We start from the raw sequence: 14577 nt of genomic DNA, 5'->3' as shown, positions 1-14577 counted from the left end.
AGTACGCTAATCAAAGGGGTTTTGCTTCTATGAATATTGTCTGCACGACATTGAACGCCAAATACATTCATATGAACCTCGCCATCCGCTATTTAAAAGCGTACGCTCAGCCCGAATTTGACGTCAAGCTTGTTGAGTATACGATCAAAGACCCGGTGCTGAACATTGTGACTGATTTGTACCAACGCCGTCCGGATGTCATCGGCTTCAGCTGCTACATTTGGAACATTGAAGAAACGATCAAAGTCGTCAAGCTGTTGAAAAAAGCAGCGCCGAATATGGTCATCGTCGCCGGTGGACCGGAAGTGTCGTACGATGTGCGTGAATGGATGGAGCGGGTGCCGGAGTTTGACTTTATCGTCGTCAGCGAAGGAGAGGAAACGTTTAAACAGCTGCTTTTCGCTTTAGACGGCCATGGAGACGTCCGTGATGTCGCCGGGCTCGCGTTTCGCGACGGGGGCCGCATTGTCATCAACCCACAGCGAAACAAAATTCGCCTTGCCGACATGCCGTCGCCGTTTCGCTTTCTGGAAGACATTCCCCATCTTCCGAACCGGGTCGTGTATGTTGAAACGAGCCGCGGCTGCCCGTTCAGCTGCCAATTTTGCCTGTCCTCGATCGAAGTCGGCGTCCGCTACTTTGACCGCGAAAAAATCAAAGACGACTTGCGCTACTTAATGCGGCACGGGGCGCGGACGATCAAGTTCGTCGACCGGACGTTCAACATCAGCCGCAGCTATGCGATGGACATGTTTCGCTTTTTAATTGATGAACATGTGCCCGGAACAGTATTTCAATTTGAAATTACCGCCGACATCATGCGTCCCGAGGTGATCGAGTTTTTAAACCGCGAAGCGCCGCCCGGCCTGTTCCGCTTTGAAATCGGCGTCCAGTCGACGAACGACGAAGTGAATCGGCTCATTATGCGCAAACAAAACTTCGCCAAACTTTCGCGAACGGTAACGATGATTAAAGAGGGCGGGAAAATCGCCCAACATTTGGATTTGATCGCCGGTCTTCCCGAAGAAGACTACAACTCGTTCCGAAAGACGTTTAACGACGTATTCGCCCTCCGCCCGGAAGAATTGCAGCTTGGGTTTTTGAAGCTGCTGCGCGGCACTGGGTTGCGCCTGCGCGCCCATGAATACGGCTACGTCTATATGGATCATGCGCCGTATGAAGTGCTCTCCAACAACGTCTTGTCGTTTGATGACGTCATCCGCATCAAGCAAGTGGAAGACGTGCTTGAAAAATATTGGAACGCCCATCGAATGGACGAAACGATCGAGTACTTGGTGACCGATGTGTTCCCGTCGCCGTTTGACTTTTTCCAGCAGTTTGGCACGTATTGGGATGAGCGCGGCTGGGCGCGCATCGGCCACCAACTGGAAGACTTGTTCCGCCGCCTGCATGAATTTTTGCGCACAGCCGTCCCGGACGCGCTGCCGGTCGCCGAGTCGCTTATGAAATACGACTATTTGCGCAACCAAAAATACAAACCACGCAAGCCGTGGTGGAATGAGAAAACGGACAAAACGGCGCGCACGGCCGTCTACCGTGCGCTGCTTGAGCGCCCCGAGGTGCTTGGGGAGGACTTTGCCGCCCTCGGGATCGGGGAAAAGGAGCTGTTTAAACATACGGTCGTGGAAATCGTGCCGGTTGATGTCGGCCGCTATATCGCCGCGAAGCAGCTCTCGTTTGCGCCAACCGTCATCGTCGCCTATTTTGATCCGTCCGGAACCGGCGCAACGCTGTTTTCCGCGCCGCTGTCCGCCTTGTCCGCTTCGGCATCCGCCTAACGGCCAAACGCCGGAGGCACGGCTTTTTTGTGCACCACGTGAAAAAGCAGGGAGCGTTATCCCTGCTTTTTTCGTTCCTTTTCATTTTCTTTCGCCCGTTTTTGTTCCTCCATGATCCAAAGCGGCTCGTGGGCAGCGAAATCGCCCCATTCAAACGCCGTTTCTTCATTCGTTCGAGCGGGCCGCTTCTTATGCTCTTTACCCATCCCCGCCTCCTTGCCGCCCTTTTTTCGAATTGCGGTTCGCGCCGCGGATCATGTCCTCCTCGCCGGCATATTGTGCCGCAAATTCGGTATCCGGCAAGCTTTCCGTTGGCGTTTTATTGTTGTTTTTCGCTGCGTCAAATTTCACTTTTCGCTTCATCATCGTTTCGTCTCCTCCTCATCAACCGTTTTCCGCTCATAAGCGACAAGCACAATTTCTTCTCCTGTTTCTTCACGCAGCCGCTGTTCGAGTTGCTGGAGCTGGCGAAGCGTCCCCTCTTGCAGGCGGGCAACCGGGAATGCAATGTCAGTCACATCGATCCTCCTTCCCGCATTTTTTCTTATCGTGTCTCCGCTGCGCCAACTTTATGCGCCGCTATGGTTTGAGTACCACTTTAACTTCCCTCCGAAAGAAGTCTCCTACTTCTAAACGTGAAGGTGCGCCAGCATCAGTGAAAGTGGGAGATGAATTTCGGTTGGCGTTAGCCAACGAATATGATAGAATATGGCTAGAACGGACACCTTCGGAACGAAGGGAAGCGTAAAGGGTTCTTGTGTGTGGCTTACCGTTCAGCGAACACACACAAGTCGCTTGAAGCCCCCACCTCTAAGCGAAGCGTAGGTGGTGGGTAGTTCACTGAAGCCGTCTTTTTTTCATCGAAAATCTCGTATGCATATTGCGCCTCGTCAAGAGGAAGACGGTTCGTGATGATATCAGTCGGGTCGAATTTTCCTTCGACGATCCATTCGTACAGCGTCGGAATGTAATGAATGACCGGCGCCTGCCCCATTTTCAGCGTAATGTTGCGCGAAAGCACGCGCAAATATTCAGCTTGCCCGCCCGGGTAGCCGCCAAACGTTTCAGAATAGCCAAAGTTATGCCTTGGTATGTGACGGCTCTCATCCTCTTCCTCCTTTCTCTCCTTCCGGACGGATCAGCCAAACGACAAGAGCTCCGCCAAGCAACGCCAGCCCGCTGAGCAAGAACAAAAGCGGACCGGCGCCGCCTTTCATCAGCCAGGCTGCCAACGGCGGTCCGGCAGCCACGCCGATAAAACGAAGCGAACTGTAAAACGATGTCACCGTCCCGCGCTCGCTTTTCTCAATTCCTTCCGTGATAAGCGCATCTAAACACGGCAGCGCAGCGCCGATGCCGATGCCGGCTACCGAGAACAACGCCAGCCAAACGGAAAGGGATGAATGAAGGGGAACGAGGGCCAACGCAGCCGCCAATAGAACGGAGCCGGCCGCAGCGCCCCATTTCATCCGCTGTTTCCGGTCGCCAATCGCTTTCCCGGCCGCAAATGAAGCAAGGCAGAGCGCCCCGAGCGGGATGGCGAGCACCCATCCTTTCCTCATTCCATCAATGCCATACACATCTTCAAGACGGCTTGAAAGGAAAAATAAAAACGCAAACAACACAAGCATCAACAAACCGCCGATGACAAACACCCCGATCAGCCAACGCCCTTCGCGGCGGAAAATCTCCGCCACCACCGCAATAAAATCCCGAAACGGCAACGGCCGCTCCCGACGCGCCGGCACCTGGATGAACCAAACCATCATTGCTGCCGATAGCAGGCAAAAGACAGGGAACGAAAAAAACGGAAAAAACCAAATGATGCCAGCCAGCATCGCCCCGAGAATCGGGCTTAGCACTTTGCCGAACGTGTTCGCCGTTTCAACCGTCCCTAAACAGCGGCTTGCCTCCTCCTCATCCGGAAACAAATCCCCGACAAGCGGCAAAACGATCGGAAACGCCCCGGCCGCCCCCAGCCCTTGCAACATGCGCCCGGCGATCATCCAGCCGTACGGGTCGCTCACCCGCCAAGCAGCCCATCCCGCCAGCCCCCCTCCCACCGCCGCCAGCAACAGGCTTGGAACGATGACCATTTTTCTCCCGATGCGGTCGCTTATATATCCGGCCAGCGGAATGAACAAAATCGCCACAACGGAATACATCGTGATCAGCAGGCTCGACTGCAGCGGCGTGATGTCGAGATGCCGTTCCATCGCCGGCAGCACCGGGATGAGCATCGAATTGCCCAGCGTCATGACAAGCGGAATCGAGGCAAGCGCAGCGACCGCCCGCCCCCGACCAGCCTTCCTCCCTGCCGCTTTTGACAGTTGCACCGTCCATTCCATCGCTTCGGTCCCTTTCTTATGAAGTCGATATTTCCACTTATATGATGTGCGTTTTTCTGTGAAAATAATGAATCCATGAGCGGTTATTTTCATGCTTGGGTGGCGAGTAAAAGCTTACTCATGGATGTTTTTAATGGAAAATTAATCCTGTAATTCCCAACCATATCTCTTTGTTCGATCGTCCATACTAATCATACCTCATCAAAAAACCATCAAGGAGGAATTTCATATGGCTCGTTCAAGCAACAAACTGCTTGTTCCAGGCATCGAACAAGCGTTGGAACAAATTAAGTACGAAATCGCCCAAGAGTTTGGCGTACAGCTCGGGGCTGGCACGGTTTCGCGCGCCAACGGCTCCGTCGGCGGAGAAATGACGAAACGGCTCATTGCTCAAGCACAAAGCGAATTGGCAGGCCGAAAAACGGAATAAAGCCGAGCGGAATCACTCGGCTTTTTTCATTTTGGCATCCATCGCTTTCAAATGGCGGTGGACGTCGGCTTGGCGGCGATCTTTCTTGTTGTTGCGGTCGTCATCTGCTGTCTTTTTGGTTGCATAATGCCCCCCAACCGCGATGGACGGGCGCTTCCATGACTCCCTTTTTTAGGGGGAATTTCCCTGCCTGAAGGGGAACTTTCTTTATTTGAATCGGGGTTTTTCCGCATGAAAAAAGAGTGAAACGCGGTGTTGCCGAAAAATTTGACATAATGGAAAAAGGGGCTGTTTCCCCATTTGGGTCAACCCCTTTTTCATTGTTTGGCCGTTCATCCGGCATTTTCTTCCGTCCGTGCCATTTTATTCAGCTCACTATGCTTGCGGCCGTAGATAAAGTAAATCACTAAACCGATCAGCAGCCACGAGACAAAACCGATCCATGTCATCGCCGGAAGCTGAAGAACGAGGTAGCCGCAGAACAACACGGCCAAAATCGGGATGACTGGGACAAACGGAACGCGGAATGCCCGCTTTAAGTCCGGCTGTGTTTTACGCAGCACCAACACGCCGATCGAGACGGTGATAAAGGCAAAGAGCGTGCCGATGTTCGTCAGTTCCGCCAATTTATTGAGCGGAATGATGCCGGCAAATACCGCTACAGCCGCTCCCGTCAGCCACGTATTGACATACGGCACTTGGCGCGTCGGGCTGATGCGGGCAAACACTTTCGGCAACAAACCGTCGCGGCTGATGGCGTAGAAGAGACGCGTCTGCCCATACATCATCACAAGGAGCACGGTCGTAATGCCGGCGATCGCCCCGAGCGAAATAAAGCCTGCCACCCAGTCTTGGTGGATATAGTTTAACGCAAACGCCACTGGGTTTTTCACGTTGAGCTGCTCGTACGGAACGATGCCTGTCAATACGAGCGAAACCACAATATACAACAATGTGCACACAAGCAACGAGACGATGATGCCAATCGGCATATCGCGCTGCGGATTGCGCACTTCTTCTGCCGCCGTCGACACCGCATCAAAGCCGATGTAAGCGAAAAACACCGTCGCCGCGCCGGCTGCCACCCCAGAGAAGCCATACGGCATAAACGGCGTCCAGTTTTCCGGTTTGACATACCAAACACCGACCGCCAAGAAAAGCAAGATGACAGCCACTTTAATAAAAACGACAATCGTATTGAAACGGGCCGATTTTTTCGCCCCTAAATTCAATAAAAACGTAATGAACAGAATAATTAAAATCGCTGGCAAATCGATGAACGTCCCTTTCTCCGGATCATATGCGCTCGTCAATGCTTTCGGGAGTTCGATGCCAAAACCGGCAAGCAACCCTTGGAAATAACCGGACCAACCGACGGCAACCGCCGACGAAGCAACCCCATATTCCAAAATCAAATCCCAGCCTAAAATCCAAGCGATGAGCTCACCAAACGTGGCATAGCTGTAAGTGTAAGCACTCCCCGCCACTGGCACCGTCGAGGCGAACTCGGCGTAGCAAAGCGCCGCAAACACGCACGCCAACCCAGACAAAACGAACGAAAGAACGAGAGCCGGACCAGCATGTTCCGCCGCCGCCACCCCAGTCAGGACGAAAATGCCTGTCCCGATAATGGCGCCGATGCCGAGCATCGTCAAATCAAATGCGCCTAACTCTTTTCGTAGCGAAGCTCCTTTTGCCCCCGATTCTTTCATAAGCAACTGAATCGGTTTTTTACGAAACAAATTCATAGATGTCTCCCCTTGTCGTTTTTTGTAGAAAATTGTTGAATTTTATTGTCGAATACAGTTGTCATTCTACATGATCCTTGTTTTTTTGTAAAGTGCGAAAATAAGAAAAACAACAAAAAACTTTTTCCGTTTTGTGCGGCAAAGCAAAAAAATAATTTTTAAAAATAACAAAAAAATAAATTTAAAAATTTTTCAGATAAATGTATAATGAATGTGTGACAAATTTGTGTCAAGAAAGGGGGATTCACATCCGCCGCTTGCGGAAGAACATTCCATTACTCATTTTGAAAACGCTTTAATACAAACAAGGAGGGATCACGATGGCAGTGAAAAAGGAATCATGGGTCAATCAAGGGAGCGAACTATGAAACCATTGCCCAATCCGCTTCGTTCCGCGGACTCATTCAGGCGAAGAAGCAGTTTATCATCCCAGCCACCGTCTTTTTCTTCGTCTTTTACTTCGCCCTTCCGGTGTTGACGTCGTATTCGAAAGCGCTCAATGCACCAGCGATTGGGCCGGTCAGCATACACGATGGCCGATATGATCGCCGCCCGTTTTGATGATAAGAAAGTGCGCGGCGTTAAATACGATCGCCATCTCGATTTTCTATATGATCGCCCAGCTTGTCGGCGCCGGCGGCCTCATCAAGCTTCTGTTGGGTCTAGACTACATTTATTCCGTCTTGATTGTCGGCGTTTTGATGACGGTGTACGTCGTCTTCGGCGGCATGACGGCAACGAGCTGGGTGCAAATCGTCAAAGCCGTCTTGCTGATGGTCGGTACGTTTATCATTTCCATCATCGTCTTTGCTAAATTCGATTTCAGCATCGCCAAAATGTTCCATGAAGTCAAAACCGCGACACCGCTTGGCGAAGCGTTTTTAAACCCGGGCAACAAGTTTAAAGACCCGCTCGATACGATTTCACTCAACTTGGCGCTCGCGTTGGGGACGGCCGGGCTGCCGCACATTTTAATCCGCTTCTTTACGGTCAAAGACGCCCCGACTGCGCGCAAATCGGTCGTTTATGCAACATGGATCATTGGGCTTTTCTACGTCATGACGATCTTTTTAGGCTTTGGCGCCGCCGCGTTTGTCGGCTATGACAAAATCGTCGCCGCCAACCCGGGCATCATCTCGATTCCGCTCGGCTTTATCGGTGCGATCGTTGGCACGCTCGTCTCGTCGAAAAAATCGGATGAAAAGAAATATACGGAAATTGTCGTCAAAGCAAATACTGGGATAGGACGCGTGTAACACAGCAAAGAAGGGGCTGGCCCAAAACGTGCTTGCGTTTGGGCCAGCCCCAATTAGCATTATAACAGTTTGTATAGGTAATATTCATTTACAAATTCCCCATTCACTCTTAACGATTGAACTCTCTCGCCTTCTAATACGAACCCCATCTTCCTATATAAGTTGAACGCCTTATCGTTCCCTTTCATGACCGTAAGTCCTAATCTCAAAATTCCAACTTCCTTTGCCCACTCAAACGCTTTGTTGAATAGTTTCGTGGCAATGCCCTGTCCTTGATAGTCTTCAAGAACTCCCAAAACAACATTGGCAGAATGTCGATTTCGTTTTACATCGCCTCCTATGACAGCAAGGAACCCGACAAGCTTGTTTTCCGTTTCAGCAACAAAGATCATTTTATTCGGCTCAGACAACATTCTTTCAATCGATTTACTTTGTTGCTCAACCGTTGTTTGCCGTTCGCCAGGCTCAAATAACATAAAACCAGATTCATCAATTTTTTTGCACAACTCCAAGAAATGTTCCGCATCGCGAACTTCAATCGGTCTAATCATCATTTTTTCTTTCTCCCTTTATCATCCTTTATGCCGTCGCCGTACGGTGAAACACCTTCGCAAACTGCGTATACCGCTCCACTTGGCGGCGGTCGACGTCATAGCCGATGCCGGGAGCGTCCGGCACGCGGATCAAGCCGCCGTGCACCTCAACTTCCGGCGTGATGATATCCCGCTCCCAATAATGCGACGACGCGGCGGTGTCGCCGGGAAGGGTGAAGTTTTCCAACGTCGTGATCGCGATGTTGTGGGCGCGCCCGACGCCTGCTTCCAGCATCCCCCCGCACCAGACCGGCGCACCGCGCTCAGCGCAAAGATCGTGGATGCGCTTCGCCTCGCCAAGCCCGCCAACGCGCCCGATTTTGATGTTGATGATGCGACAGCTGCCAAGGTCAAGCGCCTTGCGCGCATCGTCATAGGAACGAATGCTTTCATCAAGGCAAATCGGCGTCTGAAGAAGCGGCTGCAGCCGAGCGTGATCGACAAGATCGTCAGCGGCGAGCGGCTGCTCGATCATCAGCAACCCGAATTCATCGAGCGCTTTCAGCCGATCCGCATCGACAAGCGTATACGCCGAATTGGCATCGGCCATAAGCGGCACGTCAGGAAACACGCGCCGCACCTCACGAATGACGTCCACATCCCAGCTTGGCTTGATTTTCACCTTGATCCGCCGGTACCCTTGCGCCACATACCGCTCAATCACCTGAAGCAGATCGGCAACCGTCGGCTGGATGCCGATGCTGACGCCGACTTCAATGTCCTTTTTCGCTCCTCCGAGAGCTTGAGAAAGCGGAACGCCGAGCCGCTTGGCGTACAAATCCCATACCGCCCCCTCAAGCGCCGCTTTCGCCATGTTGTTTTGGCGGATGGCAGAAAAGCGCTTTGACAGCTCCTCCGGGTGGTGAATCGGCTCAGCCAACGCAAGCGGCACAAGGAAATCTTCGAGCATATGCCAGTTCGTTTTCACCGTTTCCTCGCTGTACCACGGGGCGGAAAATGCGACCGATTCGCCCCAGCCGGAAACGCCGTCGCGATCGACAACTTCCACTAAAATCAACTCTTTCCTTTGAAACGTGCCGAAGCTCGTCGTAAACGGCGCCTTCAACTCCATTTGTAAATGGCGCAATATGACGTACTCGATGTTGATCGTCATTCTTCTTCCCCTTTCTGCTGCCATCGTTCACTCCGCCGCTTCCATATGTAATAAAGCACCCCTTCCTCCAGGCAGCGCCAAGCGCCGGCGGCAATCCATCCTTCCACAAGCAGCCGCTGAAACAAGGCGCGCGTCGCCAGCCGCCACTCAAGCGCCAGCGCGAAATCCCGCTCTTTCAGCTGCGGAAAGTCAAGCGGGATGGCTGTCAACAACAACGGCGCCGCTGTTTCATCGATGTCTCTCGGCACCGGCTGCAATAGGCCGTCAGCCCTTTGCCCTGCCTCGAGCACCGTCAGACTTCTGGCCTTGAGAAGATCAGCTTTAGCCAAGCTCCGCTCCCCGGTCGGACGCTCATCAAGCCGCCATTCGACGATGAAGCGGTCAGACGGCAGTTGACCGTTCAACGCGTCATTCATTTCGCCGTAGCAGTTTTCCACATACTCGACGCCAACAGCCCCAAGCTTCGCCAAGTTCAAATAGCCGTTGCGACTTTGCAGCGGATCATACGTCCAGCGGATGACTCGGTAGCCGCGCCGCCGCGCTTCTTCCGCCTGCTTCCTTTTCAGACGGTAGCCGATTCCTCGGTCGCGAAAGGAAGCATCAATCCCCATCATATGGGAACAAAGATACACTTCCCCGTTTCGAAACCCAGGGAAGCTATACACAAAGCCGACGAGTTTCCCGTCCATATACGCGCCGATCACAATGCCGCCGTTTTTTGCCGCCGTCAACGTTTGATGGAGCGGAACCGGCGCTGTTTTCCAAATCTCCTCCTCAAGCTTGGCCATCTCTTTCAACTGTTCGATCGTCTCAAGGATTTGCAGTGACAGAGACACGCTCGTTCTCCCCCTGCAGCGCAAACGTATTGATGACCGTTCGCGCCAAAATTTCCACACCGGAAAGCAAATCATCGCGCCGGAACGTCATGTTCGGGTGATGGAGCCCCGGACGCAAGTCACAGCCTAACCCGAGCATCGTTGTCTTCAGCTCCGGTTTTTGAAAGGAATAAAAATGGAAATCCTCTCCTCCCGATGTCACAACCGGCGGAACGCATTTTTCCGTCCCCAAGGCCGCGATAATCGCCTCCTCCATCAGCCGCACCGCATCTGGATCAGGATGAGCGGCGACGATGCGCGTCCGTTCCACTAGTTCAATCTCCGCCCCATAAATGGCAGCGACCCCGTTGATCACATGACGTAGCCCTTCAACGAGCCGCTCCATCGCCTCGTTCGTTTGCGCCCGCAAATCAAGGGCGAATTCCGCGTAGCCCGGGATCGTGTTCGCATCTTTTTCACCGGCGTGAAACTTCGTCATTTTGATCGACGCCGGCACTTGCGGATCAATATGAATTTTGCCGAGCTCTTGCACAATGGCGCTGCCGACTTCAATGACATTGACGCCTAAATGCGGCCGCGCCGCGTGCGCCGCCACACCGCGGATCCGCCCTTCGATGCATTGCGCCGCCCCATGGATAATCGCCGGCGCCGCATATCCGCCTTTCACTTCTTGAATCGGCCGCAGGTGAACGCCGTATAAAAACGACACGCCGTCGACCGCTCCTTTTTCGATCAGCTTTAACGCCCCTGTTCCTTTCTCCTCGGCCGGCTGGAACAAAAACCGGAGCGTCCCCGGCGGCTCATAGCCGATGCGGCGAAGCAGCTTCGCCACCCCGAGCACGATCGTCATGTGGGCATCATGCCCGCACGCATGGTTCGGCTGCCAAACGCCGTTCACTTCTTGCCAAAGCGCATCCATATCGCTGCGCACCCCAACCGTAAACGGCCCGGCGCCGATTTCCGCCACCACACCCGGGCAATCGGCAAACGTCCGCACCCGATATCCTTCGCGCTCCAACTCTCGGCGGAGAAATTCAGTCGTTTGCCACTCTTCCCAGCTGATTTCTGGATGGCGGTGAAGGTGATCGAAAACCTCCCATAGCTCCGCTTTCATCTGCTCGATAATGTCTTTCATTCCGCTCTCCCCCGCTGTTTCAAAATCAATAGAAAAAACATCGTTATATTCATTATAATATTCAGACAAACAAATACAACGATAGGCAAATGATTGAAAAAAACAGACACGTGCCATTACGGGCGGCGCTTTACCAGCTGGTTGACGACCTCAGAAAAAATGAGCCCCATCGCAATCGCCCCAGAAATCATGAACGCTTTTGCCGCCAACGGAATCGCTGCATTGTAGTCGTTCATGACGACATGACGCATCGCTTCAAATGCCGTCCCACCTGGAACGAGCGGGAGAATGCCAGGAACAATAAAAATGGTTGCCGGCGCCCGATAGCGCCGAGCAAACGCATTGCTTAAAAAGGCGACGAAAAACGCGGCTATAAACGTCGCAATCACACTGTCTACGCTCGAACGTACAGCAAACGTATAGGCCGCCCATCCGCTCATCCCGACAAATCCGCTATGCGGCAACAGCCGTGGCGGAACATTAAAAATCATGCCAAACAACGTTGACGCCACAAAGCTAAGCAGCAACTGCATAACAATCATGACCTGTGCTCCCTATCATCGAATAGATAAAACAAAGGCGATGCCAGTGCCGATCGCAAACGCCGTCAAAAACGCCTCAGCACCGCGCGACAAACCGGCGATCAAATGGCCGGCCATTAAATCGCGCACCGCATTGGTAATCGCCAGCCCCGGCACGAGCGGCAACACCGAGCCGATGATCATGTTCCCGACGTCCCCGCCAAATCCGGCCTGCACCATTAACAATACGAGCCCCCCGGCGACAAAAGAAGCAAAAAATTCCGCGAAAAACCGGATTTTCACAAACCGATGCACCATCTCAAAACACCAAAATGCCACCCCTCCGGAAAAAAGCGATGGGAAAAAGTGAACCATCCCTCCAATCAATGACGCAAAACAAGCACTCGCTAACGCTGCGGCGGCGGTTTGCTGCCAAAGAGGGTAACCCATCGGGGCGCGCCCGATATCCTCGAGCTCCTTTCGCGCCTTTTCAAGCGTCAATTCACCGCGGCTGATGCGCCGGGAAATATCGTTCACGACCGCCACTTTCGCTAAATCAGTCGAACGCTCGGAAATGCGGATCAATCTGGTTGAGTCTGTCCCTTCAACAGAAAAAATAATGGCCGTTGGTGTGACATAACCATGGGAGCGCGGCATGCCAAACGAAGCAGCGATGCGCGTCATTGTATCTTCCACCCGGTACGTCTCCCCACCGCTTTCAAGCATCAATTTTCCCGCTAATAAACAAACCTCAACAATATCATCCACCCGCTCCGTCATAACCGGTTTGCTCCTTTCGTTTTCGCCCGGCATGGCATTGGCCATCCCGTTTTCCCCTGCCGGGCGCTCATCGCAAAAACAAACTCCCACCAAACATATACATGTCAATGCGGGTACAAACGACACCGTGATATCCATGGGGCAATGAATTTATTTGCCAAAGTATATTATGGTGAAATCCGCCCATTGGAATTTACGGTCAAACCGTTTACGTATCGACGGATTGCTTAGGTATGAAGTCGTAGATGGCGAGTTCCCGCCCTTGAGTATCATGGATACTCATGTTGCCTGTGGCTCCCAACGGGACGGGTGCCAGGTGTTGCCTGCAGATAGGCTGCCAACCAGCCTATCATGCATCCACCTCCGAAGGGGAAACAGGAAACCCCCACTTCGATAAGTGGGGGAGGTTCATGATGAGAAAGGGGCTGACCCAAAAGGCTGTCTGACTTCAAGATAGACACGAAATATAGTGCGGAAGAAGCGGTCAATGCCGTATATAGAGAGACGAAAGGGGGTGTCCTGATCCTTTTGGGACACCCTCTTGGCGTTTGGCCATGTGCAACGCCGCTCCCTTTTCCCTGTTTCTTCAGTTGCCCGTTTTGCTTTCGACCGCTTCTCTCCTTTACGCTCACGTCGAATGATGGCGGTTCTCCCGCTCCGAGATGATTTTCGAAATACGGACAAACCCCAACATACAGAGAATCGTGATCCCCCAACCAATGCCTTCGCGAATGACAATCGCACGGTCAAACGCTTCGACGTCGTAGCGAACGATCAAGTACGCCTTAATCGCCGCCAACAGCCCATCGCGCAAAGCAAAACCAACAGTGATCCATTGAAAAAGTGAAAAGACATCACGTTCCAAAAACCGTCTTTTCATGACCAAGCGCGGAGCCCAACACGATTGAACCGCCCTTTCCATGCCGAACGGTTGGCCATGCGGGCGATATGGGCGTCAAAACCGCAGCCGACGCTGTTGGCAAACGCGCCGTCGGGCACGGATAATCCCTTTTCTTACCTATTGGCGGTTTGTTTCATTTTTCCTCTCGGCGAAATAAGAAAAATCCGAACCCGCAAACCGGATTCGGATCAGTCATCATTCCTCACCGATAATTTTCACTTCCAGCTCTAAATCAACTCCGAACTTCTCCTTTACGGTTTTGCGCACCATGTCGATCGTCGCGATGTAATCGGCAGCCGTCGCATTGTTTTTGTTAATGATGAATCCGGCGTGTTTCGTCGACACTTCCGCACCGCCGAATCCTTTTCCCTGAAGGCCGCTGTCTTGGATGAGCTTGCCGGCAAAATAGCCCGGCGGCCGCTTAAACACGCTGCCGACCGACGGATACTCAAGCGGCTGTTTCGATTCGCGCTGAAATGTTAAATCATCCATTTTCGCCTTGATTTGTGCATAGTCGCCCGGCTGCAGGGAAAAGACGACTTCAAGCACAATATCATGCGTCCGGCTGATGATGCTTGTTCGATAACCGAGCTCCAGTTCCTCGTTTGTCAATGTTTTCAACTCGCCGGCGAGCGTCGCCACCTTGACATGGTCAAGCACATCTTTCACTTCCCCGCCGTACGCTCCGGCGTTCATCATAATCGCCCCGCCGACCGACCCCGGAATGCCGCAGGCGAACTCCAACCCGGTGAGGTGTTGTTCGAGCGCGAACCGCGACACCGCTTTAATATCCGCCCCGCTTTGGGCGATCACGTTGTTTCCTTCACGCCAAATGCGGTTGAGATGCTTCAGCTGCATGACAATGCCGCGCAGCCCGCCGTCGCGGATGATGACGTTCGAACCGTTGCCGAGAAGGGTAAACGGCAGGCCGTACTCCTCTTTCAGCCGCAACACCTCGATGACTTGCTCGTACGTTTCCGGCCAGACGAGAAAATCAGCCTTGCCGCCGATCCGCACTAATGTATGGTTTTTCATCGGCTCATCGCGCAGGACGTTTCTTTCCCCACAAATCTCTACGAGTCTTTGATAAATATGTTCCGCACGTTTCATCGTTCT

16 protein-coding genes and 4 pseudogenes are annotated in these 14577 nt (G+C 52.8%); 5 read left to right on the top strand and 15 right to left on the bottom strand.

Going from position 1 to position 14577, the window contains the following annotated elements:
- Nucleotides 1-29: 29 nt before the first annotated feature.
- Complete coding sequence (locus NSQ51_RS04570; RefSeq protein WP_049624197.1) at nt 30-1799, top strand: B12-binding domain-containing radical SAM protein; 1770 nt, start codon at nt 30-32, stop codon at nt 1797-1799.
- Between the two features lie 56 nt (nt 1800-1855).
- Here the strand turns inward: NSQ51_RS04570 and NSQ51_RS04565 are convergent, their stop codons facing one another.
- The 5 genes and pseudogenes from NSQ51_RS04565 to NSQ51_RS04545 form a co-directional block, all read right to left on the bottom strand.
- On the bottom strand, nt 1856-2005 hold the full coding sequence (locus NSQ51_RS04565) for a hypothetical protein (RefSeq protein WP_162839644.1): 150 nt from the start codon (nt 2003-2005) through the stop codon (nt 1856-1858).
- Nucleotides 1998-2165, bottom strand: coding sequence for a hypothetical protein (locus NSQ51_RS04560; protein WP_011230441.1), 168 nt, complete (start codon nt 2163-2165; stop codon nt 1998-2000). Before NSQ51_RS04560 ends, NSQ51_RS04565 begins: the two co-directional genes overlap by 8 nt.
- Nucleotides 2162-2317: a hypothetical protein gene (locus NSQ51_RS04555; RefSeq protein WP_162839643.1), complete on the bottom strand. Its 156-nt coding sequence runs from the start codon at nt 2315-2317 to the stop codon at nt 2162-2164. Before NSQ51_RS04555 ends, NSQ51_RS04560 begins: the two co-directional genes overlap by 4 nt.
- Nucleotides 2318-2565: 248 nt before the next feature.
- Nucleotides 2566-2814, bottom strand: a pseudogene (locus NSQ51_RS04550) (hypothetical protein); the annotation flags it as partial.
- A gap of 88 nt (nt 2815-2902) precedes the next feature.
- Complete coding sequence (locus tag NSQ51_RS04545) at nt 2903-4147, bottom strand: MFS transporter (RefSeq protein ID WP_049625736.1); 1245 nt, start codon at nt 4145-4147, stop codon at nt 2903-2905.
- A gap of 229 nt (nt 4148-4376) precedes the next feature.
- On the opposite strand from NSQ51_RS04545, the gene NSQ51_RS04540 reads away from it, so the two are divergent.
- Entirely contained in the window at nt 4377-4577 is a 201-nt protein-coding gene (locus NSQ51_RS04540; RefSeq protein WP_025948410.1) for an alpha/beta-type small acid-soluble spore protein, read from the top strand.
- 332 nt (nt 4578-4909) lie between these two features.
- On the opposite strand, the gene NSQ51_RS04535 is transcribed toward NSQ51_RS04540, so the two are convergent.
- Nucleotides 4910-6325 carry an amino acid permease gene (locus NSQ51_RS04535; protein ID WP_049625387.1) on the bottom strand — a complete coding sequence of 472 codons (1416 nt, stop codon included), beginning with the start codon at nt 6323-6325 and terminating at the stop codon, nt 4910-4912.
- A gap of 320 nt (nt 6326-6645) precedes the next feature.
- On the opposite strand from NSQ51_RS04535, the pseudogene NSQ51_RS04530 reads away from it, so the two are divergent.
- A pseudogene (locus NSQ51_RS04530) lies at nt 6646-6850 on the top strand (DUF485 domain-containing protein); the annotation flags it as partial.
- Nucleotides 6837-7581, top strand: a pseudogene (locus NSQ51_RS04525) (hypothetical protein); the annotation flags it as partial. The pseudogenes NSQ51_RS04530 and NSQ51_RS04525, both read left to right, overlap by 14 nt.
- 59 nt (nt 7582-7640) lie before the next feature.
- On the opposite strand, the gene NSQ51_RS04520 reads toward NSQ51_RS04525, so the two are convergent.
- The 6 genes from NSQ51_RS04520 to NSQ51_RS04495 form a co-directional block, all read right to left on the bottom strand.
- Nucleotides 7641-8135, bottom strand: a complete 495-nt coding sequence (locus NSQ51_RS04520) for a GNAT family N-acetyltransferase (RefSeq protein ID WP_015374232.1) — start codon at nt 8133-8135, stop codon at nt 7641-7643.
- 25 nt (nt 8136-8160) lie between these two features.
- The gene (gene menC, locus NSQ51_RS04515; RefSeq protein WP_033015768.1) at nt 8161-9288 is read right to left on the bottom strand and encodes an o-succinylbenzoate synthase; all 1128 of its coding nucleotides are present in this window, start codon (nt 9286-9288) and stop codon (nt 8161-8163) included.
- Nucleotides 9285-10124 (bottom strand): GNAT family N-acetyltransferase, encoded by an 840-nt coding sequence (locus NSQ51_RS04510; RefSeq protein WP_033015765.1) that lies wholly within the window; start codon nt 10122-10124, stop codon nt 9285-9287. Before NSQ51_RS04510 ends, menC begins: the two co-directional genes overlap by 4 nt.
- Nucleotides 10099-11259 (bottom strand): M20 peptidase aminoacylase family protein, encoded by a 1161-nt coding sequence (locus tag NSQ51_RS04505; protein WP_033015763.1) that lies wholly within the window; start codon nt 11257-11259, stop codon nt 10099-10101. The genes NSQ51_RS04510 and NSQ51_RS04505 overlap by 26 nt, the downstream gene beginning before the upstream one ends.
- Nucleotides 11260-11375: 116 nt before the next feature.
- Nucleotides 11376-11801: a threonine/serine exporter family protein gene (locus NSQ51_RS04500; RefSeq protein WP_020754483.1), complete on the bottom strand. Its 426-nt coding sequence runs from the start codon at nt 11799-11801 to the stop codon at nt 11376-11378.
- A gap of 15 nt (nt 11802-11816) precedes the next feature.
- Complete coding sequence (locus NSQ51_RS04495; protein WP_033005157.1) at nt 11817-12560, bottom strand: threonine/serine exporter family protein; 744 nt, start codon at nt 12558-12560, stop codon at nt 11817-11819.
- Between NSQ51_RS04495 and NSQ51_RS04490 the strand changes: the two genes are divergently transcribed.
- Entirely contained in the window at nt 12540-12791 is a 252-nt protein-coding gene (locus NSQ51_RS04490) for a zinc ribbon domain-containing protein (protein WP_328064917.1), read from the top strand. The two genes, NSQ51_RS04495 and NSQ51_RS04490, sit on opposite strands and share 21 nt — an antisense overlap.
- A gap of 397 nt (nt 12792-13188) precedes the next feature.
- On the opposite strand, the gene NSQ51_RS04485 is transcribed toward NSQ51_RS04490, so the two are convergent.
- From NSQ51_RS04485 to murB, 3 genes and pseudogenes are all read right to left on the bottom strand, one after another.
- Entirely contained in the window at nt 13189-13425 is a 237-nt protein-coding gene (locus NSQ51_RS04485; protein ID WP_230581351.1) for a hypothetical protein, read from the bottom strand.
- 26 nt (nt 13426-13451) lie between these two features.
- A pseudogene (locus tag NSQ51_RS04480) lies at nt 13452-13559 on the bottom strand (diacylglycerol kinase family lipid kinase); the annotation flags it as partial.
- A gap of 97 nt (nt 13560-13656) precedes the next feature.
- The gene (gene murB, locus NSQ51_RS04475) at nt 13657-14571 is read right to left on the bottom strand and encodes a UDP-N-acetylmuramate dehydrogenase (RefSeq protein ID WP_015374224.1); all 915 of its coding nucleotides are present in this window, start codon (nt 14569-14571) and stop codon (nt 13657-13659) included.
- Between the last annotated feature and the right edge of the window lie 6 nt (nt 14572-14577).

Origin of the sequence: Geobacillus sp. FSL K6-0789, from assembly GCF_038593135.1 — a bacterium.
Classification (GTDB): Bacteria; Bacillota; Bacilli; order Bacillales; family Anoxybacillaceae; genus Geobacillus; species Geobacillus stearothermophilus.
Note: the sequence above shows the minus strand (reverse complement) of the source record. Positions and strands in the feature narration are given on the sequence as shown.

Coding starts and splice junctions, on each gene's coding strand:
- NSQ51_RS04500 (WP_020754483.1), bottom strand. CDS start 11,801: ATGATTGTTATGCAGTTGCTGCTTAGCTTTGTGGCGTCAACGTTGTTT.
- menC (WP_033015768.1), bottom strand. CDS start 9,288: ATGACGATCAACATCGAGTACGTCATATTGCGCCATTTACAAATGGAG.
- murB (WP_015374224.1), bottom strand. CDS start 14,571: ATGAAACGTGCGGAACATATTTATCAAAGACTCGTAGAGATTTGTGGG.
- NSQ51_RS04495 (WP_033005157.1), bottom strand. CDS start 12,560: ATGACGGAGCGGGTGGATGATATTGTTGAGGTTTGTTTATTAGCGGGA.
- NSQ51_RS04565 (WP_162839644.1), bottom strand. CDS start 2,005: ATGGGTAAAGAGCATAAGAAGCGGCCCGCTCGAACGAATGAAGAAACG.
- NSQ51_RS04570 (WP_049624197.1), top strand. CDS start 30: ATGAATATTGTCTGCACGACATTGAACGCCAAATACATTCATATGAAC.
- NSQ51_RS04535 (WP_049625387.1), bottom strand. CDS start 6,325: ATGAATTTGTTTCGTAAAAAACCGATTCAGTTGCTTATGAAAGAATCG.
- NSQ51_RS04560 (WP_011230441.1), bottom strand. CDS start 2,165: ATGATGAAGCGAAAAGTGAAATTTGACGCAGCGAAAAACAACAATAAA.
- NSQ51_RS04505 (WP_033015763.1), bottom strand. CDS start 11,259: ATGAAAGACATTATCGAGCAGATGAAAGCGGAGCTATGGGAGGTTTTC.
- NSQ51_RS04540 (WP_025948410.1), top strand. CDS start 4,377: ATGGCTCGTTCAAGCAACAAACTGCTTGTTCCAGGCATCGAACAAGCG.
- NSQ51_RS04545 (WP_049625736.1), bottom strand. CDS start 4,147: ATGGAATGGACGGTGCAACTGTCAAAAGCGGCAGGGAGGAAGGCTGGT.
- NSQ51_RS04520 (WP_015374232.1), bottom strand. CDS start 8,135: ATGATGATTAGACCGATTGAAGTTCGCGATGCGGAACATTTCTTGGAG.